Annotated in this window: 21 protein-coding genes, 1 tRNA gene and 1 pseudogene; 9 read left to right on the forward strand and 14 right to left on the reverse strand. The window is 61.2% G+C overall.

The features are described from left to right. Nucleotides 1-128: 128 nt before the first annotated feature. The 6 genes from ROSERS_RS16030 to ROSERS_RS16055 form a co-directional block, all read right to left on the reverse strand. Nucleotides 129-791: an MBL fold metallo-hydrolase gene (locus tag ROSERS_RS16030; protein ID WP_011957823.1), complete on the reverse strand. Its 663-nt coding sequence runs from the start codon at nt 789-791 to the stop codon at nt 129-131. Between the two features lie 9 nt (nt 792-800). Continuing rightward, nucleotides 801-1,490, reverse strand: a complete 690-nt coding sequence (locus tag ROSERS_RS16035) for a regulatory protein RecX (protein ID WP_011957824.1) — start codon at nt 1,488-1,490, stop codon at nt 801-803. A gap of 6 nt (nt 1,491-1,496) precedes the next feature. After that, a complete protein-coding gene (gene recA, locus ROSERS_RS16040) occupies nt 1,497-2,558 on the reverse strand; it encodes a recombinase RecA (RefSeq protein ID WP_011957825.1) in 1,062 nt (353 codons plus the stop codon). 213 nt (nt 2,559-2,771) lie between these two features. Next, nucleotides 2,772-3,674 carry a sortase gene (locus ROSERS_RS16045; protein ID WP_232282636.1) on the reverse strand — a complete coding sequence of 301 codons (903 nt, stop codon included), beginning with the start codon at nt 3,672-3,674 and terminating at the stop codon, nt 2,772-2,774. Nucleotides 3,675-3,970: 296 nt separating this feature from the next. After that, a complete protein-coding gene (locus ROSERS_RS16050; RefSeq protein ID WP_011957827.1) occupies nt 3,971-5,071 on the reverse strand; it encodes a glycosyltransferase family 4 protein in 1,101 nt (366 codons plus the stop codon). Between the two features lie 4 nt (nt 5,072-5,075). Then, on the reverse strand, nt 5,076-6,227 hold the full coding sequence (locus ROSERS_RS16055; protein WP_011957828.1) for a glycosyltransferase family 4 protein: 1,152 nt from the start codon (nt 6,225-6,227) through the stop codon (nt 5,076-5,078). A gap of 133 nt (nt 6,228-6,360) precedes the next feature. Here ROSERS_RS16055 and fabZ point away from each other — a divergent pair, with 133 nt between their 5' ends. The 3 genes from fabZ to ROSERS_RS16075 all read left to right on the forward strand — a co-directional run bounded on the left by fabZ (nt 6,361) and on the right by ROSERS_RS16075 (nt 7,756). Beyond that, nucleotides 6,361-6,792 carry a 3-hydroxyacyl-ACP dehydratase FabZ gene (gene fabZ / locus ROSERS_RS16060; protein ID WP_011957829.1) on the forward strand — a complete coding sequence of 144 codons (432 nt, stop codon included), beginning with the start codon at nt 6,361-6,363 and terminating at the stop codon, nt 6,790-6,792. Between the two features lie 326 nt (nt 6,793-7,118). Continuing rightward, a complete protein-coding gene (locus ROSERS_RS16070) occupies nt 7,119-7,493 on the forward strand; it encodes a nucleotidyltransferase family protein (RefSeq protein WP_041333891.1) in 375 nt (124 codons plus the stop codon). Nucleotides 7,494-7,670: 177 nt separating this feature from the next. Further along, nucleotides 7,671-7,756, forward strand: a tRNA-Leu gene (locus ROSERS_RS16075). A gap of 96 nt (nt 7,757-7,852) precedes the next feature. Here ROSERS_RS16075 and ROSERS_RS16080 read toward each other — a convergent pair. Next, nucleotides 7,853-8,815 carry an IS110 family transposase gene (locus tag ROSERS_RS16080; protein ID WP_011957831.1) on the reverse strand — a complete coding sequence of 321 codons (963 nt, stop codon included), beginning with the start codon at nt 8,813-8,815 and terminating at the stop codon, nt 7,853-7,855. Nucleotides 8,816-9,370: 555 nt separating this feature from the next. Here ROSERS_RS16080 and ROSERS_RS16085 point away from each other — a divergent pair. The 4 genes and pseudogenes from ROSERS_RS16085 to ROSERS_RS26905 form a co-directional block, all read left to right on the forward strand. Further along, nucleotides 9,371-10,522 (forward strand): CHAT domain-containing protein, encoded by a 1,152-nt coding sequence (locus ROSERS_RS16085; RefSeq protein ID WP_011957832.1) that lies wholly within the window; start codon nt 9,371-9,373, stop codon nt 10,520-10,522. 59 nt (nt 10,523-10,581) lie between these two features. Further along, complete coding sequence (locus ROSERS_RS16090) at nt 10,582-10,908, forward strand: DUF433 domain-containing protein (RefSeq protein ID WP_011957833.1); 327 nt, start codon at nt 10,582-10,584, stop codon at nt 10,906-10,908. Between the two features lie 9 nt (nt 10,909-10,917). Next, nucleotides 10,918-11,181 carry a DUF5615 family PIN-like protein gene (locus ROSERS_RS16095; RefSeq protein ID WP_011957834.1) on the forward strand — a complete coding sequence of 88 codons (264 nt, stop codon included), beginning with the start codon at nt 10,918-10,920 and terminating at the stop codon, nt 11,179-11,181. Between the two features lie 1,808 nt (nt 11,182-12,989). Next, nucleotides 12,990-13,109, forward strand: a pseudogene (locus ROSERS_RS26905) (transposase family protein); the annotation flags it as partial. Here ROSERS_RS26905 and ROSERS_RS26910 read toward each other — a convergent pair. The 4 genes from ROSERS_RS26910 to ROSERS_RS16120 all read right to left on the reverse strand — a co-directional run bounded on the left by ROSERS_RS26910 (nt 13,058) and on the right by ROSERS_RS16120 (nt 17,683). Beyond that, complete coding sequence (locus tag ROSERS_RS26910) at nt 13,058-14,266, reverse strand: NACHT domain-containing protein (protein WP_011957835.1); 1,209 nt, start codon at nt 14,264-14,266, stop codon at nt 13,058-13,060. The pseudogene ROSERS_RS26905 and the gene ROSERS_RS26910 overlap by 52 nt on opposite strands. Before the next feature lie 406 nt (nt 14,267-14,672). Continuing rightward, a complete protein-coding gene (locus tag ROSERS_RS16110; protein ID WP_011957836.1) occupies nt 14,673-15,899 on the reverse strand; it encodes a tetratricopeptide repeat protein in 1,227 nt (408 codons plus the stop codon). Between the two features lie 3 nt (nt 15,900-15,902). Then, nucleotides 15,903-17,102: an NB-ARC domain-containing protein gene (locus tag ROSERS_RS16115; protein ID WP_011957837.1), complete on the reverse strand. Its 1,200-nt coding sequence runs from the start codon at nt 17,100-17,102 to the stop codon at nt 15,903-15,905. A 284-nt stretch (nt 17,103-17,386) separates the two neighbouring features. Further along, the gene (locus ROSERS_RS16120) at nt 17,387-17,683 is read right to left on the reverse strand and encodes a hypothetical protein (RefSeq protein ID WP_198136312.1); all 297 of its coding nucleotides are present in this window, start codon (nt 17,681-17,683) and stop codon (nt 17,387-17,389) included. Nucleotides 17,684-18,155: 472 nt separating this feature from the next. On the opposite strand from ROSERS_RS16120, the gene ROSERS_RS16125 reads away from it, so the two are divergent. Then, nucleotides 18,156-18,512 (forward strand): hypothetical protein, encoded by a 357-nt coding sequence (locus ROSERS_RS16125; protein WP_011957839.1) that lies wholly within the window; start codon nt 18,156-18,158, stop codon nt 18,510-18,512. Nucleotides 18,513-18,541: 29 nt separating this feature from the next. Here the strand turns inward: ROSERS_RS16125 and ROSERS_RS26160 are convergent, their stop codons facing one another. Genes ROSERS_RS26160 through ROSERS_RS16130 form a run of 3 tightly spaced genes read right to left on the reverse strand, consistent with a single transcriptional unit; the run spans nt 18,542 to nt 19,358 of the window. Continuing rightward, the gene (locus ROSERS_RS26160; protein ID WP_157041113.1) at nt 18,542-18,709 is read right to left on the reverse strand and encodes a hypothetical protein; all 168 of its coding nucleotides are present in this window, start codon (nt 18,707-18,709) and stop codon (nt 18,542-18,544) included. Nucleotides 18,710-18,737: 28 nt separating this feature from the next. After that, nucleotides 18,738-18,902: a hypothetical protein gene (locus ROSERS_RS26165; protein ID WP_157041114.1), complete on the reverse strand. Its 165-nt coding sequence runs from the start codon at nt 18,900-18,902 to the stop codon at nt 18,738-18,740. 36 nt (nt 18,903-18,938) lie between these two features. Next, entirely contained in the window at nt 18,939-19,358 is a 420-nt protein-coding gene (locus ROSERS_RS16130) for a hypothetical protein (RefSeq protein WP_157041115.1), read from the reverse strand. Nucleotides 19,359-19,450: 92 nt separating this feature from the next. Here ROSERS_RS16130 and ROSERS_RS16135 point away from each other — a divergent pair, with 92 nt between their 5' ends. After that, nucleotides 19,451-21,571 (forward strand): alkaline phosphatase D family protein, encoded by a 2,121-nt coding sequence (locus tag ROSERS_RS16135; RefSeq protein WP_011957840.1) that lies wholly within the window; start codon nt 19,451-19,453, stop codon nt 21,569-21,571. Nucleotides 21,572-21,596: the final 25 nt, after the last annotated feature.

A 21,596-nucleotide genomic window follows, 5' to 3' on the forward strand; every position in this document is an offset into this window, starting at 1 on the left:
CCGACCTGACGGGCGCCATGAGCGCCGTTGAGAACGACGTGTCTGTCTGCGCGTTACCCGCGTATAGACGGCAAACCGGGATATTTTGACCATACTCCGCGCATGATAGCACGATCTCAGCAGTCGCCTCAAGAAACAGATCGCATGACGATGATGCGTGTTTGCTCGCCGTCTTCGGGAAGATTGCTCGCGTTGAGTGACAACCGTTCTTCAGGAGTATAGTCCTTAATGCCCAGTTCATGAAGGAATCGGTCGAGCGGCGCCAGGTTCATGCCGACCAATCCCTCCACTGCGTAGTGCATCGGGATCACAATATGCGGTTCAATCTGACTGATCACCGACGCCGCCTCTGCCGGACCGATGGTTTCACCACCGCCGACCGGCACGAAGAGCACATCGACACTGCCGATTTCTTCGAGTTGTTGCGCCGTCAGTTCATGCGCCAGGTCGCCGAGGTGGCAGAAAACGATATCATCGAGATGGATGACGTAGACGGTGTTCCGCCCCAGTTCGGCGCCTCTATTCTTGTCGTGGAACGTGCGCACACCGGTGATCAGCACTCCGCCGACCTCATACTCGCCAGGACCATCGATCACCATCACCCGGTCGCGCGCCGGTCGCACAGCGGCAACGTTGTTGTGGTCGGGATGGTGGTGGCTGACCGTCACGATATGCGCCGTCGGTCGACCGAGGTCAAGCCCGATAGAACGGTCATACGGATCGGTAATGACGATGCCGTCGCGCCCGCGCAGGCGGAAGCATGCATGCCCCAGATATTGAATATCTGCCATGATAGTCGATCACCCTTCGTCTTGTTCAACGTCCACGCCTGTGTCTGCATCGTTCAGACTGCCGCGTTCGCACCAGAGGCGTTCGACGATTGGAAGGACCGTTTCGGCGCTGAAGCCGCGGCGTTGCAGATAGCCGCCGAGCCGACGGACGAACGTCTGATAATCGGCGACGGTTGCATAGCGCCGCATGGCAGCGCGCGCAAGCATTTCAGCGCGCCCGGTCTCGTCGTCGGTCAGGGATGCATCGAGGGCAACGGCAACCAGTTCAGCGTCCACACCCTTGCGTCGCAACTCATCGGCGAGGGCGTGACGCCCGCGTGGACGGCATGTTTGCCGATTTTCAATCCAGAACCGCGCAAATGCCGCATCATCGAGCAACCCGCTCGCCTGCAACCGTTCAATCGCTGCGTTGACCGTCTCAGGGGCAAAGCCTTTGCGTTGCAGGCGGTCACGCACTTCGGCAATCGAGCGAGGGCGGGACTCAATCGCGCGCAGGGCGGTCTGCACAGCGCGCTCGATGCACTCCGCTGCCTCAATACGGGCATATGCCGCAGCATCGAGGTGCATACCGACATACAATCGCTCGCGCGCAATCGTCGTCAGGCTGACGCCAAGAGCGAAGGCGTGGTCAATATACAGATTGACGCGCTGCGCATCATGTTCCTGGGCGCGCAGCGCGGTGATGATTCCTTCCGGCATGGAAGGCTATTCCTCGAACAGTCCTGCGTCTTCTACGGCATCGTCTTCTTTGGGCGATACAATCGAGATCGGCGCCGCCATTGCGTGAGCGCGGATCAGGCGCTCAATTTCATCTGCCAGCGCCGGGTTTTCGTTCAGGAACTGCTTGGCATTTTCGCGCCCCTGACCCAGGCGATCGTCGCCGAGATAGAACCAGGCGCCGCTCTTGCGAATGATGTCGAGTTCGACGCCGACATCAAGGATATTGCCAGCGCGCGAGATGCCCTCGTTGTGCATAATATCGAACTCCGCCTGGCGGAAGGGCGGCGCGACCTTGTTCTTGACCACCTTCACCCGCGTGCGACTGCCGATCGTCTCCTGACCGTTCTTGAGCGTCTCAATGCGGCGGATGTCCATCCGCACCGATGCGTAGAACTTCAGCGCCTGACCGCCGGTGGTAGTCTCCGGCGAGCCGAACATCACGCCGATCTTCAGGCGGAGCTGGTTGAGAAAAATGACAACCGCGCGTGATTTGCTGATGGCGCCGGAAAGTTTGCGCAGCGCCTGGCTCATTAACCGCGCCTGCAGACCGGGGAGCGAGTCGCCCATGTCGCCTTCGATCTCAGCGCGCGGCACCAGCGCAGCAACCGAGTCGACCACTACGACATCGACCGCATTCGAGCGCACCAGCGCTTCGCAGATCTCAAGCGCCTGCTCACCGTAATCGGGTTGCGAGACCAGCAGATTGTTGACATCAACGCCGCATCGTGCTGCATAGACCGGATCGAACGCATGCTCGGCGTCGATGAAGGCGGCGATGCCGCCCATCTTCTGCGCCTCAGCGATGATATGCTGCGCCAGGGTCGTTTTACCGCTGGACTCCGGACCGTAGATTTCGACAACCCGACCCCGTGGCACGCCGCCGACGCCCAGCGCAATGTCGAGCGCAATCGACCCGGTGGGGATGACTTCGATCGCCAGTTTGGAACTGACTTCCCCCATCCGCATGATCGAGCCCTTGCCGTATTTGCGGTCGATCTGGCTCATGGCTGCTGCCAGAGCCTTTTCCTTTTCCGGGGAGAGGGCCATGATCTGCGCTCCTCCATTTGATGTGCTCACTCGTGCTTCTCCTTATGACTCTACCTGATCGCGCCTGCGCTGTCAAAGCGGCGCCACAGACGATGCGTGCATTATAGCACGAAGGTTCTTTTCGCACAAGTGGGCTATTTGGTTCGCCTGATCGGGTACCAGCGTCTCATGGCGCAGGCGATTCTGTGCGCGTATCGGCGGCGTCGCCGCATATCAGCGCACATTCCAGCCTTCGGTATTGGTGAGCGACTCATCGTTTCCTGCGCCATACGGGGTTGCGCGCACGATGATGCGATACTTGAATTTTTCCGGTCCGCGGTCGGGCCAGCAGGTGATCAGCGTGACCATCTCTTCGCTGGTCGGCGCGATGTAGAGGGCGTTCATCGCCTGCTGTTCGGGTGATACGCCTTCCTCGTGCACCATTACCTGTTCACGCACGACGTAGAGATACTGTTGACCGCCAGCGAACAGGATGATCTGGTCACCCTCTTTGACGTTGATCAGATCTTTGAAGACTTTGCCGTAGCCGCCAACATGACCGGCAAGCACGATGTTGCTCCCTTCGCCGGGGTTGGCGGAGCCGCGATGGTGCCCGACAGCATACTCGGCGACCTGCCAGACGGCGACCTGTCGCCCGTTCTGTTCTGCGACTTCCCAGCCGACTTCGACGACTTTTGAGTCGACGTCGATGCTCGGAATGATGATGCGCGAAATCTGGGATGGAACGATAGACCTGACGATGTCCGGCACGTCGCTGATGAGTTGCCCTTCGGCGGTGTTGAGGCGCGGCGCGACGAACGGCAGCGGCGCGACAAATGGCGTCGGCTCGGCGTCGGGGGCGCGCGGTGCGGCGACCGGTGCAGGCGGCGGGGCGTCGGTGTCGCCGCGCGCTGCGTAGCGGTTGTAATCCGCCTGGGCGTAGATGCCGCCAACATACGCCAGCAGGATGGCGCCGATCAGCATAAGCAGGTTGCCAAGCGTCCAGTAGAGTTTTTCGCGAAATGTTGTTGGAGCGCCAGCACGACGCTTCGCACGTCGAAAAGGGTTGAGCAAAATACGCCCGACCTTTGGCGGGTTGTGTGCGCTGGTGACGGCTTCGCGGATGGTGTGCTTCATCGGCATATTGATAATATAAATCAGTATTTGTCTCTTGCCGTCGGGCTGAAGCCCTCGGCTATCCAGGGCGAAGCCCGCCTGCGCGGGCTATGACGGATTATTTCTTCAAAGACCATACGCCCTCGGCTCAACCCCCCGCGTGCGGAGGGCGTGGGGCGAAGCCCGCCTGCGCGGGCTAGAGCGAAATAATTGTTCACAAACCATGACGCTCTTCCCAGGCGAATTCGCCCGCAGCGTTTGCGGCTGGCGTCTTTCTCCTCTTTCCAGTATAACGCACCATTGCCCGGTTGTGGATCTCAATTCAGCATCGAACGGTATGCGTGATGGTACTGTCGGGCGATTGCCGCCTGGGTGAACTGCGCCAGCACGCGCTCCCGTCCGCGTCGCCCAAGGTCGTCGCGCAGCGCCGGATCATCCGCCAGACGCCGCAGCACATCCGCCAGTGCGTCAATTTCCCCTTCCGGGTAGATGATTCCCGCATCACCGATGACATCGGGAATGGCTGCCGATGAAGAGCCGACCACCGGAACGGCGCAACTCATCGCTTCGACCAGGATACGCCCGAACTGTTCTTTCCAGGTGCGCGTGGTGCGCGATGGCAACACCAGCGCGTCGAGTCGCTGCAATTCGTCGGGAACGCGGGTCGATGGGACGGCAGGGTGCAGTTCGACACGCTCGCCGATGCCCAGTGCGGCGATCCGCGCCTCGATTGCCGGGCGCAGTGCGCCATCGCCGATCAACCGCAAGCGCACCGACGGCGCCCGCGCGACGGCTTCCACCAGGTCGATCACCCCTTTTTCCGGCACGAGACGCCCGATGTAGCCGACGACCAGCGTGGCGTTACGGCGGTCGCGCCGCGCAGGCGCGTACAGGTCGGGATCGACGCCGAACTGCGGCAAAATGGTGAGCGGTCCGGTGTAGCCGTGGCGCCGGATGATTGCGGCGGCTTCGGTGCTGCATGCAAAGGCATGCGCTGCGTGGCGAAAGGCATAGCGCTCGAACAGGTTGAAGGGCGGCGGATAGAATCGGTCGATGTTGGCGTAGTTGTAGAAGCAGCAGCGCGCCCCGTGCCGTACTCCCGCCCGCAGCGCCAGAAACGTCGCCAGATTGAACGACTCCTCATCGACGTGCACAATATCGGGGCGCGTCCGGCGCACCAGGCGCTCGAAGGTCGGGTAGAAATGCAGGTGGTGGCGGCCGTTGAACATCATCGGCAGCGTGACCAGTTGATAGCCGGCGGTAAACCGTCGTTCGAGCCGGATAACGCCGACGCGCGGTTCACGCCAGGCGGGCGGCACGGCGACGATCAACTCGACATCGGGCAGGGCAGCCAGTTCTTCGCACTTCTTCTGGTACGCGCCGTTGACCAGCGCTTTGGAGAGCATCAGAATGCGCATCGCGTCAACCGGAACTGTTGCGTGTCGCTGCGTAGATTGCCAGCGTCTCGCGCGCCATACGATCCGGGCTGAACTGCGCCGCGCGCTCCAGTCCGCGTCGGGACAGATCGGCGCGCAGGGCGTCGTCCGCCAGCATGCGCCAGAGTGCAGCGCTCCATCCTGTCACGTCCTCCGCTGGAACACGCAGCGCCGCATCGCCGACAACCTCGGGCAGGCTGGCGGCATCGGCGACGATCACCGGCGTACCGCACGCCATGGCTTCGAGCGGCGGTAAGCCAAACCCTTCGTAGCGCGACGGAAAGGCGAATACCGTTGCTGCGCCATAGAGCAGCGGCGCATCTTCGTAGGGGACATCAATGCGCTTCACAAAAGCGCCGGCTCTGGCGAACATGATGATAGCATCCAGGTCGGGAAACATCCGTGGATCGTTGCCAGCCGCACGTCCGGCAATCACCAGCGTGGCGGGAGGTCCGCCAGCGTATCGCATACGCGCAAATGCCCACACCAGCGTCGCCAGGTTCTTCCGCGCGTCCAGCCCGCCGACATAGTACACGAACGGGGGCGTGACGCTGTAGCGGGCGGCAACTTCCGTTTCGCTCAAGGTACGGTCGCGCGGGCGGAACTGTGCGCCGGCCGCCAGGTGGACGACCGCCACGCGCGCTGCCTGACAGCCGAGGTGACGGATAATATCGCTGGCGCTATGGTGCGAAATCGTGATAATCTGCGTCGCATGCCGCGCGGCGCGCGCGACCAGGCGCATATAGAGACGCACCGCTGCCCGTCCCCGATACTCCGGCAGCAAGAGCGGAATAATGTCCAGGATCGTCACGACGGTCGGCAGCGGCGGGCGCAGCGGCGGCGCAAAGTACGGTACATGCAGCAGGTCGGCATTCAGGCGCAGCGCTGCGCGTGGAACGGCGATCTGCTCGAACCAGACCTTCGCCAGGTTCGCGTTGCGCCCATCGAACGGCGTGGGCACAGGCGCCGCCTGGACATTCGGTGGCAGCGGTTCAGCGACCGGGCGACCGGCAGGCAGGAGCAGAGTCACCCGCACATCGGGCGCGACGGATAGCATGGCATGGACGAGCATGCGCAGATACTGCCCGCTGCCGACGGTCGGTTGCGACCAGAACATGGCGTTGATGGCGAGATGCACGTTGCGAACCTGTTTCCTTTGCCGTCCAGAGCGGGATCATTGTACCAGAGGTTCGGTTTGCGAACGCTCTGGCTTCTTTCTGGTATACTGCGGCGTCACAATACCGACGCACAGGTTTGGAAGGGTGTTGCATATGCTGACCATCCAGGAGATCATGGCGATCATCCCCCACCGTTATCCGTTTCTGCTGATCGACCGCATTCTTGAACTCGAGCCGGGGCAGCGCGCGGTTGGCGAGAAGTTGGTGACGATCGGCGAACCATATTTTCAGGGACACTTCCCCAACCGTCCGATCATGCCGGGGGTGTTGATCGTCGAGGCGCTGGCGCAGACCGGCGCTGTGGCGGCGCTGAGTCTGCCGGAAAATCGGGGCAAGATGGCGTTCTTCGCCGGGATCGACGGAGTGCGTTTCCGCAAGCCGGTCTATCCTGGCGATACGCTGCGACTGGAGGTGCGGTTCGACAAAATGCGGCGCGGCATTGGCAAAGGCACAGGGGTTGCGACCGTGAACGGGCAGTTGGTGTGTGAGGGGGAGTTGATGTTTGCGTTGAGTAGTGAAGGTTGAAGGTTGAAGGTTGAAGGTTGAGCGTTGAACGTGGAACGTTGAGCGTTGAGCGTTGAGCGTTGAGCGTTGAGCGTTGGAACGTGGAACGTTGAGCGTTAGTGTTGAACGTTGGAACGTGGAACATTGGAGTTGGAGCATTGGAATGTTGACGTTATGCAGGATTATGGCGCGCATCGAAGAGATCGCATACAATGATATGAAGATGTCGTTGTGGATGAAAAATGGTCAGACGCTCTGTTACTACATCCCGCCTCGATATCCGAATGGTTTTACCTCAGGAAAGCCAGCCGATTATTTCACCGAGGCGCAGGCGCAGGAGGGATTGTATGCGGCAGATCGAATCATTCGGTTCTGTGAAGGCCATCTCCCTGGATCGGGATGAGATCATCCGACGCCTGAAAGAGGTTGCTGCTACAGCACTGGCGACCTTTCCCCAACTGTGCGAAGTGCGCCTGATCGGTTCTCTGGCTACGGGAGTCCACACGGGGACGAGCGACGTTGACATACTGCTTCGAGTCCACGAACGGGCGGGAAATCCGATTGATGAAATGAAGCCATACTTCTTCTTTTTTTCACAGCATCTCGAGATCGGCATTGACCTCCTTCTTTTCGACAAGACGCCTCCTGAAGGGATGGAAAAGATCATACAGGGAAGCATCCTGCTGGCTGCACGAAGTGCAGATACGAACGATACGGAATAAGGGGGCATATCTCACACCTATGGTAAGAAGTCCAGAATAGTGCACCGGTTTTGAACATGCACCGGAATGAAATCCGCCTGATCGGGGTTTTGGCTGTTGAAATTGCGATTGGCCTGTTGCCGGAACGACGAAGCCTCTTGCCAGACTGCCAGACTATGTTAAGATAGATCATGCAAAGCCGGAGTGGCGGAATGGCAGACGCTTCGGTCTTAAAAACCGATGGGGGCAACCCCGTACGGGTTCGAGTCCCGTCTCCGGCACCAGGATCACCACGCGGTAAGCGGCCTCTTCGCCAGATCGGCGGAGGGGCCGTTTGCATGGTGTGTGAGTAATGCACCGCTGAGTAACTGTGTTGCTTGTCAAGGGGCGCTCGTATGCACAGCCGGATCCCAGGGCTTTTGCTGACGCAATATTGCGCCGAGAATAGTCAGCAGCTTGCGCATCGCAGCGACGATGGCGACCTTGCGCGGCTTGCCAGCTTGACACAGGCGCTGATCGAAGGCGCGCCTGACCAGACGGCGCCGCGTGGCCGCCAGGGTCGCCATGTACAACACGCTGCGCACATCCCTCCTGCCGCCGGAGCTATGCCGGGGTTTGTGCTGTGCGCCGCTCTGATTGGCATACGGCGCAACGCCCACAACGGCCGCCGCTTCCGTGCGCTTGATGGTCCCCAGTTCGGGCAGGCGGAGCAGCAGGTTCCGTGCGGTGATCGCGCCGATGCCGGGCACGCTGTCGCGCAGCTCCCGTTTCCGGCGCACCTCGTCGGTGCGCTCCGCCTCGTTGTCGCGTTCCTGCTCAAGCGCACGGATCTCCTGATCCAGCCAATCAATATGCTGCTGGATGCCCGGGCGGAGGTTCGGCGCGGCAGCCGTCAACCGATTGATCTCAGCCGTCCGCATCTGAATCAACTGCTCCCGCCGGACCAGCAGGTCGCGCAAGGATGCGCGCTGCTCGTCCGTCGCTTGGTGGTGCGGCGGGCGCACCCGTTCGGCAAAGCGGGCGAGCAACCGGGCATCCAGGCGGTCGGTCTTCGCCTGGCGTCCTTCCGCGTGCGCCAGGGCGCGCACGCGGCGTGGCTGCACCCGCGCCGTCGGCAAGCCAGCCTGGAGCAGTTGGGCGAACACCATGCGCTCCAGCCCGCCGGTCGCCTCCAGCACAATCAGGGTCGGCTGCAGGCGCTGGAGTCGCGTGACCAGGAGCTGGACACCTTCGTCGGTAGACGGTATCGTCTCGCGTGGCGCGTGCGGGTCGGCGCCAAACGCCACATCCAGCGTCTGTTTGGAGACATCAATGCCGATAAAGAGCGACTCACGGGAAGCCATACACAGAACCTCCTGAGGAAAACGGCGCCAGCCTTGCTAGCATATGCGGGTTTGAGGGCCCAGATAACTGTTCGGCTTGGTCGCGTTGAAGGACACGGCTACCCAACACTCCGCGGCGATCTCGTGAACCTGGCGCAGAACGGTATACCGTGTCCCGTTAGATTATACTAGGCGCGGAGATGGGGAGCGCAGCGGAAGTGGGCGTCATCTGCGACACGACAGACCCGGACAAGGGTCAATGTATCTGAGAACTGCTATAAATCCGCTATGCCGCACGAGCCGTGGGGCTAATGGAGATTGAGAATTTAATCCGGTATGCGCCTCTTGCCGTCGGGCTAATGGAGATTAAGAATATAAACCGGTATTCGCCTCTTGCCGTCGGGGTGAACCCCTCGGCTAGCCAGGGCGAAGCCCGCCTGCGCGGGCTATGGCGGATTATTTATTCAAAGACCATACATTTGGTTGTCGCGCCTCAGCATGACTATCTGCAAAGCTACAATGTAGTACTATTGGCTATCGCCTATCGCCTATCGCCTATCGCCTATCGGAGGTCGCATGGATCCCACCCAACTGCTGGATCTTGCCCGGCTGCTGGTAACGGGCATCGCCCCGCTGATCGCCGGCGGCGCGCTGGCGAAGATTGGCGAGAACGCCACAGATACGACGATGAAGATCCTGGGACGCGCCTGGGGCATGCTCCAGCGCCGTTTCCGGGGTCAGCGCAAGGCTGAAGCGGCGCTGACGATCTTCGAAGACGAAGCCGACAAGCCGGAGAGCCAGGAGCGGGTGGCACAGCAGATCGTCGCCGTATTTCAGCACGATCCTGCCGCCATCGCCGAGTTGCGCGCCATCGTTGAAGAGTTGCGCCGGATTCAGCCGCAACCTGCGCCGCCGCAGCGCAGTCATACCCAGACGATCAGCGGCAAAGCACAGGTCGGTGCGGCGGTTGCCGGCGATGTGCACGGACCGATCACCGTTACTCAGCAATCGGGCGGCATCAACTTCGGCAGCGGCAATGTCATCGGTCAGATCGGTGATGTTGTCGCCCGTGACAAACACGTGACCACGGGCCCGACCATCAGCGGGCCGATCCATGCGCAGACCGTGCATGTCGCCACCGAACAGACAATCACGCACGGCGCTGCGGCATCCACGCCCGCCGCGCCCCAGGTGGTGCTGGCGGCGTATGCCGCGCCACGCGGTACTGCTGCGCTCAACTGGGAGATCGAGGAACGGGCGTTGCGCGACTGTCTCGCGCCCTACCCGGAACGCTTCCGCATCGAGCCATTGCCGCGCGCCACGCCGGAGGACCTGCACCAGGCGCTGCTGCGACTCAAGCCAGCCTTCCTGCATATTCTCAGCCACGGCGACGCCGGCGACCTGCTGTTCCAGGATTCGTATGGCGACCGGCATCCCGTGCCACGCGCTGCGCTGTTGCAGACCTTCGCCAATACGCCATCATTGCGCTGCGTCATCCTGAGCGCCTGTGACTCCGCCGCCAGCCTGAGCGCGTTGGGTCTGGGGATGCCGCCGTTGATTGCGATGCGCGCAGCGATCAGCAGCGACGCGGCGCGCGCCTTCGCCCAGGGGTTCTATGCGGCGATTGCCGCCGGGCACGATGTTCGCGCGGCGTATGCCGCCGGGCGCGACCGGATGCGGCTGTTGGGCGTGGGGGATGCGGATGTGCCAGTGCTGCTTGAGCGGTAGCAGTGCAAGGTCGTAGCGGATGCGAAAGGGACGCGACACGCTGCGCAAGGTCGCAGCGCGTGCAACAGGGACGCGGCACGCTGCGTCTGTACGCTGTGTGTCTTTTCCGTATCAAAGGATCGCGCATCGGCATCGAGAGCGTGTTGTATGAATATGTGCATCGCGGCCAGACTCCTGAAGCGATTGCGGCGCGCTTTCCTTCGCTGACGCTGGAGCAGGTGTATGCCACAATCCTCTGGTATTTGCATGATCGCGAGCGACTCACGGACTACCTTGCTGATTGGTTGGCGTTCAGTTCTACAGCTCGCAAACATCAGGAACGGAATCCGCCCCCAGTGATTCTCACATTGCGCCAGTTAAGAGCCGCGCAGCAGCCAGCCTCCTGAGAACATACGGTGCGTTATCTGCTCGACGAACACATCAATCCGCTATTGCGCCGCGAACTGCTGCGCGCCGCGCCGGATCTCGAAGCCTGGATCATTGGTGATCCCGGCGCGCAGCGACGTGGCACGCTCGATCCTGACATTCTGCTCTGGTGTGAGGCGAATCATTTTTGCCTCGTCACCAATAACCGTAAATCGATGCCACGCCATCTGGTCGATCACCTTGCCATTAGAGTTGATTCACAATTGAGCGTTTTTGCGGTATCATTTTTGTAGGGTAACTGCTCAGGCATGCGGTTGATGGTCTTTGAATAAATAATCCGGTATAGCCCGCGCAGGCGGGCTTTGCCCTGGTTAGCCGAGGGCTTCAGCCCCACGGCTAGCGCAGTATAGCGGATTTAATTTTCAATCTCCATAAACCGCGCCTGAGAGGACGCTTCGCGCCGGGCGACCGCCTGTGCGGTCGCCGTGGCAGCGTCCACGCAGGTGGACGCCCGGCGAAAAGCCTTCCAGAGGCGATTTCAATCGCTGAACTGAAAGGCGCTCCAGTCGCTGCGCAACGGAGGGAAGGGATGATAACCGAAGCGTTCTTGCGCACCCACGACAAGTGGGGCAAATACCTGACGGGATTGACGGCCCCCCGGTTCTGGTCGATGTTTAGCAGGATCGAGGCGGACTTTGAAGAGTACGAACGCCAGCGGCATGAGCGACCGGACCGGAAGCGGGCGGGCGGGGCGGGGCGTCCCTTTGCCGCGCCTCTTCTCATCAGGGTGGTAGCCGCATCACGTATCTGCGGCTGCATCTGGCACAGGAATTCATCGGCGTGTGGTTTGGCATCGATCAGGTTCAGATTTCGCGTGATCTGCGTCGGCTGCTGCCAGGGTAACTGCTCAGGCATGCGGTTGAAACCGCGCCTGAGAGGACGCTTCGCGCCGGGCGACCGCCTACGCGGTCGCCGTGGCAGCGTCCACGCTGAACTGTGCGGTCAAGGCTACCGCTGAGGTAACCGCTCAGGCATGCGGTTGCAACCGCGCCTGAGAGGACGCTTCGCGCCGGGCGACCGCCTGTGCGGTCGCCGTAGCAGCGTCCACGCAGGTGGACGCCCGGCGAAAAGCCTTCCAGAGGCGATTTCAATCGCTGAACTGAAAGGCGCTCCAGTCGCTGCGCAACGGAGGGAAGGGATGATAACCGAAGCGTTCTTGCGCACCACGACAAGTGGGGCAAATACCTGACGGGATTGACGGCCCCCCGGTTCTGGTCGATGTTTAGCAGGATCGAGGCGGACTTTGAAGAGTACGAACGCCAGCGGCATGAGCGACCGGGCCAGAAGCGGGCGGGCGGGGCGGGGCGTCCCTTTGCCGCGCCTCTTCTCATCAGGGTGGTAGCCGCATCACGTATCTGCGGCTGCATCTGGCACAGGAATTCATCGGCGTGTGGTTTGGCATCGATCAGGTTCAGATTTCGCGTGATCTGCGTCGGCTGCTGCCAGGGTAACTGCTCAGGCATGCGGTTGAAACCGCGCCTGAGAGGACGCTTCGCGCCGGGCGACCGCCTGTGCGGTCGCCGTGGCAGCGTCCACGCAGGTGGACGCCCGGCGAAAAGCCTTCCAGAGGCGATTTCAATCGCTGAACTGAAAGGCGCTCCAGTCGCTGCGCAACGGAGGGAAGGGATGATAACCGAAGCGTTCTTGCGCACCACGACAAGTGGGGCAAATACCTGACGGGATTGACGGCCCCCCGGTTCTGGTCGATGTTTAGCAGGATCGAGGCGGACTTTGAAGAGTACGAACGCCAGCGGCATGAGCGACCGGGCCAGAAGCGGGCGGGCGGGGCGGGGCGTCCCTTTGCCGCGCCTCTTCTCATCAGGGTGGTAGCCGCATCACGTATCTGCGGCTGCATCTGGCACAGGAATTCATCGGCGTGTGGTTTGGCATCGATCAGGTTCAGATTTCGCGTGATCTGCGTCGGCTGCTGCCGTTGATACGGCGGCATGTGCCTGCGCCGCAGGTTCTGGAGCTGCTGCCCGAGGGGGAGAGACCGGTAGACCTACTGGAGGTGCTGCGGGCGGCTTTCGGCGAAGAGGGGATCGCTTGGCTTGACGCCACCGAGCAGCTGATCAACAGGCCCAAGGATGCCGAACGACAGCCAGAGTTCTACTCGGGCAAGAAGAAGCGCCACACCATAAAGACACAGATAGTGACGAACAGCGCAGGAGATATCGCAGCGATCACACCGCTTGCGGCATCCTCCGCCAGCAGCGCCGGGTCGTCGGCGATAAGCCTGCGCACGCCAGCCAGTCGTTCGCCGCCCCGATCCAGATATGCCTGCACCTGCTCGTCGGTCAGCGGCTGCACCACGACCGCGCCATGCAGCCGGAGTTCATCTGACAATTCGGCGTATTCCTGCTCACGGCAACAGACCACCAGCGGCATAAGGCCGCGCTCCTGGCGATAGGCATTGATCGCTGCCGCACAGGCCGCGCGCCGCTCTGCCGCGACTTCATCGAGGCCATCGAGCAATGGCAGGATCATGCCGCGCTTCACCCAGTCTACCGCTGCCTGCCGTGACATGCCATACTGGGTGTTGAGTTGGGTCGCCAGCCATGCGTCGATAGGCGGACGATCCGCGCCCCAGGCCGAGAGATCGAACTTCACCGGGATCGGGTGGGTCTCATCCTTATCGGCGCGTTCGAGCAGGTCACGCATCAACTCCAGCATCAGCGTCGTCTTGCCCGATCCCGGCGCGCCAAGGATGAGCAGCGCGCCCTGATGCTGGTCGTAGACGTTGATGACATGCGTGTCGGCGGGCAGCAGACGATCCTTCTGACCCTGCGCGCGACTGGCGATACGGTAGCGATATGGCTGCGGTACCGCATCAGGGCGCTCAGCCAGTCCCAGGTCAATCAGAGCGTTGTTCCAGAGCGACTGCTTGAGCACGCCGTCGATCCAGATCGACCGCTGGCGGGCGATCATGGTGCGCCGGTCGCGGCGTTCTTGTTCGTTTGCCAGTTGTGCGACAGGAGTGTAGTAGTGGTAATGGACTTCAGCGTGCGCGCCTCTCCCGACCGCAACGGCCTGACTATTGCTGATGTTGCCGACCGTGGTAGAGTCGCCGTCAATGGTCTGGCCTGCATCGCGCGCTGCCCGCTGATCACGAATGGCAAGCATGACTGCCAGCAGCAGGCTGATGCCGCCAGCGGCGTAGAGCCATTGCGTATAGCCGGCGAGTTCGGAAAATCGCGCTTCCAGATCGTTCGACAGCAGGTTGGCGACGATGCCGCTGGCGAAGAGCAGCACGGCAATCACCGCAGCGCCGAGCGCGCGGCGGAAGCGCTGCCAGCGAGATTCGCGCTCAGGAGACATGGGCTGCGTTGAAGATCATCGGCTACCGGCATATGTCCCGCTTGCCTGGATTGTATCACGGGAGCGGGCGTTGGGTGACGCTGAGTAGAGCATGGCAAAGCGCGAATGTGAGTGAACAGGGTGCGGGTGCGAGCTTCGGCGCCAGCGCCAGGAAGCCCACAGGCATAGATTATCGCGGTCGTCGCTGGCGAGCGATGCCTCAGCAGGGCGGGGACCATCGTCGACGGCTCGCCATCTGACAGCATCATGCTGGTGCAGGTATGGCGCTGATCGTGAACGCAGATCAGCGGAATACCGGCTTTTTTGACCAACCGAGTGAACATATCGATTTTGACTCAATTGATTGGAAACCTCGACGTAGTGTTGAGCATGCTTAATCTTTGCATCGCGCAGTGAAGGCATACATTTACTCTTGTGCTTCCAACTCGCCCAGTCTTCGACGCAATGTCTCCAACCATCGTGCATCACGTTCGGCATCAGGATGGTTCACGGACTGAGCGAAATCGACGTAGACCTGGATACGCTCGATGGCACGATGGAGGTCGCCCTGTTGCTCATAGAGCAACCCCAGGTTCCAGCTATCGATTGCCTCTGCCGAATGCTCGCCGATCTGCCGGTCGATTGCCAGGGCTTGCTCATACGAGTCGATGGCTGCGGCGATATTGCCCAGTCGCTTGTAGGCCACGCCAAGGCTTCCAAGCGCCGCGCTGGCGCCACGCAAATCGCCGATTTCCTGAGCGATCATGAGTTGTTGCTCAAAGCAGGCGATCGCCTGGTTGTAGTTTCCCAGGCCAAGGTAGGCGCCGCCCAGGTTGGTCAGTGTATTGCCCTCAGCCCGCCGATCCCCGATGCTGCGCAGAATCTCTAGCGCTTCAGTCGCATAGATAACGCCTTTCTGGTAATCACGGCAACTGTTATAGGCCAGAGCCAGGTTGCTGAGCGCGTTCCCCTCGCCACGACGGTCACCGACTCTGCGCGCAATTGCGAGATGGCGTTCGAGGAAATCGATCGCCCTGCGATAGTAGCCAATGACCTGAAAGATGTTGCCCAGGTTGCCGTATTGCGCCCCTTCAGCCCGCGCATCTCCGAGTTCCTGGGCAATTTCAAGCGCCTGCTGATGGCACAGCAGCGCCTCCCGATATGCTCCCTGATCCTTGTACGCACAACCGAGGTTCGCCAGGGCAACGCCTTCGCCGCGCCGATCACCGATCAACCGTGCCAGCGCAATCCGCTGGACATAGTACGCGATAGCTTGTTCGTACTTTCCCGCATACGCGAACGCAAGAGCAAGGTTCCCCAGTGCCTGGCCTTCAGCCCGTCGGTTCTTCAGTTTTCGGGCAGCGGCCAGTTGCGCTTCAAGACGAGGAATGCGCTCTTCGTGCAGTCGGTAGCGAATCTCACCGATCGAAGCAGTGGCATCGGCATAAGCAAGGATAAGAACCAGGATCTCAGAGTCGGACGTATGCGCCTGGCTCACCAATCGGCTCCAGGCTCTATCGATCTGCGCGCGCTCCTGGTCGAAGAGCGCCAACCCCCTCTCCTGTCGCCCATCACGGTACTGCTGCTCTGCCTCGGCACAGCGCCGCGCGTAGTAGCGAGCGTGGCGAAGATCGGAGATGCGACGCGAGGGCACTTTTCACTCCTCTGTCAAGAACGACTTTGCATGAGATACGAGTACCGCGTGCATCCAGAAGCGGCCCTGGCCTGAGGGCTCTAGCAGGCCGCGGTCAACCAGGGTGCGGATGATCGGCCTTGGGTCGTCAACCTCCCACACGGCTTGCATCGCCGCAGCGTCAAAGGTGGCCGGTTTCGGCGCGAAGGCGCCAAGGTAGGCGAAGCAGTCGAGCGTGTGGGCATCCAGCAGATCGGTGCTCTTTTTCAGGAGCGCCGCAACGGTGGGCGTTGTCTCTCTGGCAACTTCGGCGCGATCAGCTGGCGCCTGAGCCTGGATCAGCCTTGCGCCCTCGCGGATATCGACCAATAATTGCTCGACGCCAAAGCCATAGCTTGCTTCAGTGTGGAGCAGCCGACCGGCCACCTGAATAGCCAGCGGCAGACCTTCCAGATCCTTGACCAGTTCGCGGCTGGTCGCCTCGTTCTCTGCAACTACCGTCGGCGCTAAGGTGCGCAGCAGCGCCAGCGCATCGGTCTCGCTCAACACACCGAGCACATAGACATCATCGGGCGTTGGGGCGATTGCGCGGGCCACTTCTGGCAGGCGCGTGGTGATGAGCAACGCGCAACCACTGCCGCCGACATTGAAGGGTACCACGTGCTCAGCCTGCCAGGCGTCATCGACAATCAGAAGGTAGCGCTTGTTGCGCAGCAGGCCGCGCAGCAGGTTAGATGCTTCTTCAACGGTATGCGCCTGGTTAAGATCCGGCACACCAAGGGCACGTCCCCAGGCGGCCAGTTCACCGAAGAGTCCTGGCTGTTGGCCAAGCGAGGCCCACAGCACTCCATCAGGGAAACGCGCGTTGATATCCGGATCGTGTGCGAGCGCAGCCGCCAGGGTGGTCTTGCCGACACCCGGCCAGCCGCGTATTGCGGTCAGCACCTTCAACGGGGCAGGACTTTCGCCTTTGGCCGAGATGCCAACCCGTTGCTTCAGCGCCTGGAGATCATTGTCGCGCCCGATGATGAGGGCAGGCTTCAGTGGGACGCTGCCAGGCGCAGGGGGTGGCGGGAGATTGGTATACAGTACAGTATCGCGGCCAGACTGAATAATGGTGTTGTTGTTGCCGGTGGTGATTGGGCTATTCGTCGCGTCACCGACCACGCCAGCAGCGCCTGCGCCGCTGATATCCTGGTTCTGCTGTGGCTGATCACTGTCCATTGGTTTCACCAGGTGTCGCTGTTTGGAGGTTAGCTTAGCTTACCCGGTAGCTCACATTATAGCCAGCAAACTCCGCACGTGCCAGAGCAAGCAAAGTGCGCCAGGGGTTTTCTTATCCTCCCAGGAGAGCGAAAGCCAACGCGGGCTGCGCGGCAATCGCCCGGTGCACATCGGGAATGGACCGATAGTCCAGCTAACGCAGGAGCGTGATGGCGCCGTTCCGAATACTGCTCACCCCATGCCCGATCATCCGCCCGTGCACGTGGTCCTCATCATCCGTGACATCACGCACCCCCCCAGACCCCCCCGCGTGCGGGGGGATCGGGGGGGTGGTTTTCAATCGTCCAATGGGCCTGCAGCCGGGCGAGCGCTCCGTCCAGGGTCAACGACCAGGGACAGGCAGCGCTGGCAATCCACATGGGCTGGCGCGTTGCTTCCCGTCCGGCACGCCAACGGGTGCGTTCGATCCAGCGGCGCCACTGCGCGCCGGGCCAGGCAAACGCTTGTTCCAGATACCGGCTGAGGTCGGCACACGGACCCATCCCCAGCGACCAGCGCTCGACCCATCTGTGCTGTTTCACCGTCTGCACGCGATCCGGCGCTCCGACGCACGCATCTGCCAGACCAGCCCCGCTGGATGCGCATGCTGCGGAACCAGCCGCGCCGTCCCGCCCGACGCTGAACCGGCGGGCTGGGCGAACGAAGGACGCTGCCGCGCCCGCACGCTGGGGGATGCGCATACGGAGCGCTCAACTTCTTGTCAATTCATGACTGCACCCCCAATTGCTGGCCTACTTTGCATGCCTTGACACAAATGATATAATAGGAACAATTGCGTCGCGTATTTTGCATCCACGATGTTCCCTGACGTCGCATACTGAACTGCTGGTACTCCGCGTCAGACACGGCAGTTTCTGCAAAAGTCGGCATTCCGTCTTCGTCCTTATTCGCTGCGTTCCGCTCCTGCGTCTTCGTGCCTGTACGGTGATTCACCAGGCTGACGCCGCTGATCCCCGCTGATCGGCAGTCGTTATCCATGGAGCGAGTGCGCCTATGCCGGATTTCAACAACCTGCCGCTCATTCTGGCTGGGCCGATTGTGCGACGCGTCGAACCAACGCTGGTAGCAGTCTGGGTTGCCCTTTCCGATGCGCGCACGGTAGAACTTGGCATCTGGACCGGTATCACCAATGTCGGCAGTTCCGGTGTCTTGTTCGGCAATACATTGGCGGGATGGAAGGCGACGGCTGCATCCATTCCGATCGGCGCGAAACTGCATATCGCGCTGGTCACGCTCGACCTTACCGCAAGCCCGCTGATTCCAGGGCAGATCTACAGCTATAACCTGGTCTTCACCGGAGGGAGTTCGTCCCAGGATACCTTGATTGCTAGTTCATGTTCGTACAGATGAGTGCAATGAGCGTTGCGTGCACCTTCAGTTCAAACCCGGCATTGGCGCCTGCCGTCAAGCGTCCAGCGCCCATCTTCTCCAGTTGACTGTTGACCGTTCGTCATCTCGATGCCACGACGATGCGCGCGCAATTCGATGGCGTCCATAAACCAGGCGTGCGGACGCATGTTCGCCCGGCGCACTGGAACCAGGCGCACCCCCGTCTCCGCCAGGATGCTCGCCGCATCAGCGGCGCTGTTGCGGCGAATAATTATTCGCCGCTACGCCCAACCGCCGCGCCCCAGCGGGCAGGCCATACGCCAGTTCATGCACGGGTGTCAGGTCATGCACCCCTGCGGGCAGCATCTGAACGCGCACGGGCACGCCATCCGGGCGGCAGACCAGATGCACACGCCATCCAAAGAACTTCTCCCGTTTCGCCGCGCACTACCCGCAGCATTCGCGCCCCGGCGCCTTCCGACAGCGCCGGGCGCGCACACGACGGCAGACTGGCAGGGGGAGGCTATCGATGATGAACACGTCGCCCGTGGTGAACACCTCCCCCAACACGTCCGGAATCCAGACCATCCAATCAGCGAGCTGATGGAGGCGACGATTGAAGCGCGCGACGCTGATCCGCCCCGACAGATAGCCGCACCCGTGCATGATCTGCACCGCCCGTTCGTGATGATTGCCAACATACTTGGCGGCGACGACGGCAATCGTCAGAATCTCGGAGTCGGGGACCTGCGCCCGCACATCACTGCGATGCCCCAGGCGTTCCATCAACGTGTCAATCACGACAAAAGCGGCTATTATCGGGCGAGCGACCGTCGGCTCCTCCTGGCGATGATGTTGGTTGGGCAACCGCGATCGTGCCAGAGGTGTCGGTGGTCGTCAACTAGCAATCAAGGTAGGATCTGAATACGCTGCGTCTGCTGGAAGACGCCGGGCCAGCGATGGAACCAACCAGACTGGCGCTCGGTTACCTCGCCGGGCAATTGCCCGGCTTTACGCTGCCTGCTATGTCGCTCGACAATCTGAAAATCGTTCATGGCTCCTGCCGTAAAGCACATGGCTTTGGCGTCGATGGACTGGCGCCGCTGGATAAGATCATTGAGCGTACCCAGACCGACGCCAACACCCGACCGCAACAGTTGTTCCTGACCGGCGACCAGATCTATGCCGATGATATTGCTATTATGCTGCTGCCGCAATTGACCGTTGCCGGCAACGCATTGCTTGGGGTTTCGGAAGAACTGCCGCTGAGAACCTCCACTGGCGATATCAGGGTTGTCGCCGATAGCACGAATTTCCCTACGTCGTGGCGCCAGGAACTGATTAAGCAGCAGGCACAGTTTTCCAGCCACGAGGCTGCCTGTCATGCGCTCTCATTCGGTGAATACTGCGCGCTCTATCTGTTCTCCTGGTCGAATGTCCTCTGGGATTCGTTTATTGACGTTGATGATGTTTTCCCCGACTGTTCCGGCTCAAGCGCCGACTGCCCCGACGCCGACACGACGGTAAACGGCCTGCCAGCCCATCTTCAGTCGCTCTATCCCGCCGACAAGCGCAAAGAGCAGATCAAGCAATGGTACAAACAGCGCGATCTGTTCGCCGATCAGCTTGAGGATGTCAAAGCCTTCAAGAAAACCTTGCCCAATGTGCAGCGGGCGCTGGCGAACATCGCCACCTACATGATCTTCGACGACCACGAAGTCACCGACGACTGGTATCTGACCCAGGACTGGCGCGACCGGGTGCTGACCAGTCCCTTAGGCGTCACGATTATGCGAAATGCTCTGACGACTTTCGCATTGTTTCAGGCATGGGGCAACGATCCGAAACGTTACACGACCGGCGATCATGCCGCGCTGCTGACCCACGCGCAGGCGTTATTCCCCGCAACCGGCGGCCCCGCGCAATCGGCCGCCAACGCGCTTGATGCGCTCTATGGTTTTGGCGGCGCCGATCCGCTGGTCAAGTGGCATTTCCATGTCCCCAGCGGGCCAACGACGACAGTAGTGCTGGATACACGCACCCGGCGAACGTTCAGCGGTCGATATACGCCGCCCGGTCTGGTTTCCGATGTCGCCCTCGACGAACAGTTGCCAGATTCGTTCGCCCCTTCGCCTGGCGCCGAGATTCTGATTGTGGTTTCCGCTGCACCAGTGCTGGGATTGGCGGTAATCGAGGAACTGGCGCAACCCATCGGCGCACGCGGCTATTTCGATTTTATCTCGTCAGTTGTAATGAGGCGCGAGCCCGAAATTACCGGTTATCTCGAATTTGATATGGAAGCCTGGTCGCTGCATACCGAACGCTTCGAGGCATTGCTGGCGCGCTTCAACCAGATGGGCAGGGTCGTCATTCTCTCCGGCGACGTACATTATAGCTTTAGCGCGGAAATGGATTACTGGAAGAATGCTCAACCTCAACCGGGCCGCATCGTGCAACTCACATCCAGCGCGCTCAAGAACGAATGGGGCATCCGTGCCAAGCGTGCACTCGAAACGGTTGCAGCCCAGGAGATCCTGCACAACGCATACTATCCGCTGTCACGACTGGGTTGGAGCAACCCAACCGATCTCATTGGGCGGGTACACGTCCCCAGCGGTGCAATACCCCGCAACATCCGCGCGATGCTCCGCCGCACCCCGGTGGTGCTGCCCGCTGACAATTGGGAACCAGGGAGCAGTATTGCAGTCGCGCCCGACTGGGCATGGCGGGTGAGCCTGGTCAAGGATCTGCGCCCCGATGACAGCAGTCCCAACGCCTGTCCGGCCGACGGGCGAGTCGGGCCGATTAACCCCGACATTGTTCCCGCTACCCCCGACGATGGTTATATCAAAGTGCTGGAGCGCGCTGAAAAGCGATTGAAAGCCAAAATCGCGCGTTCGGTGGTGTTCGCGTCGAATCTTGGACTGGTCTCATTTTCGGGAACCGGCGTGACGCTGAAAGTCACCCATACCTTGATGTACATGCATCCAGATGGCGCGAAACCCGCCGATCCCCAGGCATATACTGTGCACGAACTCAGCCTGGCGCCAACGACCGACCTGCCGCCGACGATACGCTGAAACCCAGCGGTAGTGTGAGGATACG

Source organism: Roseiflexus sp. RS-1 (assembly GCF_000016665.1).
Lineage (GTDB): Bacteria > Chloroflexota > Chloroflexia > Chloroflexales > Roseiflexaceae > Roseiflexus.

Coding starts and splice junctions, on each gene's coding strand:
- fabZ (WP_011957829.1), top strand. CDS start 6,361: ATGCTGACCATCCAGGAGATCATGGCGATCATCCCCCACCGTTATCCG.
- ROSERS_RS26910 (WP_011957835.1), bottom strand. CDS start 14,266: ATGTCTCCTGAGCGCGAATCTCGCTGGCAGCGCTTCCGCCGCGCGCTC.
- ROSERS_RS16050 (WP_011957827.1), bottom strand. CDS start 5,071: ATGCGCATTCTGATGCTCTCCAAAGCGCTGGTCAACGGCGCGTACCAG.
- ROSERS_RS16115 (WP_011957837.1), bottom strand. CDS start 17,102: ATGGACAGTGATCAGCCACAGCAGAACCAGGATATCAGCGGCGCAGGC.
- ROSERS_RS16085 (WP_011957832.1), top strand. CDS start 9,371: ATGGATCCCACCCAACTGCTGGATCTTGCCCGGCTGCTGGTAACGGGC.
- ROSERS_RS16125 (WP_011957839.1), top strand. CDS start 18,156: ATGCCGGATTTCAACAACCTGCCGCTCATTCTGGCTGGGCCGATTGTG.
- recA (WP_011957825.1), bottom strand. CDS start 2,558: ATGGCCCTCTCCCCGGAAAAGGAAAAGGCTCTGGCAGCAGCCATGAGC.
- ROSERS_RS16080 (WP_011957831.1), bottom strand. CDS start 8,815: ATGGCTTCCCGTGAGTCGCTCTTTATCGGCATTGATGTCTCCAAACAG.
- ROSERS_RS16045 (WP_232282636.1), bottom strand. CDS start 3,674: ATGAAGCACACCATCCGCGAAGCCGTCACCAGCGCACACAACCCGCCA.
- ROSERS_RS16070 (WP_041333891.1), top strand. CDS start 7,119: ATGCGGCAGATCGAATCATTCGGTTCTGTGAAGGCCATCTCCCTGGAT.
- ROSERS_RS16035 (WP_011957824.1), bottom strand. CDS start 1,490: ATGCCGGAAGGAATCATCACCGCGCTGCGCGCCCAGGAACATGATGCG.
- ROSERS_RS16135 (WP_011957840.1), top strand. CDS start 19,451: ATGGAACCAACCAGACTGGCGCTCGGTTACCTCGCCGGGCAATTGCCC.
- ROSERS_RS16030 (WP_011957823.1), bottom strand. CDS start 791: ATGGCAGATATTCAATATCTGGGGCATGCATGCTTCCGCCTGCGCGGG.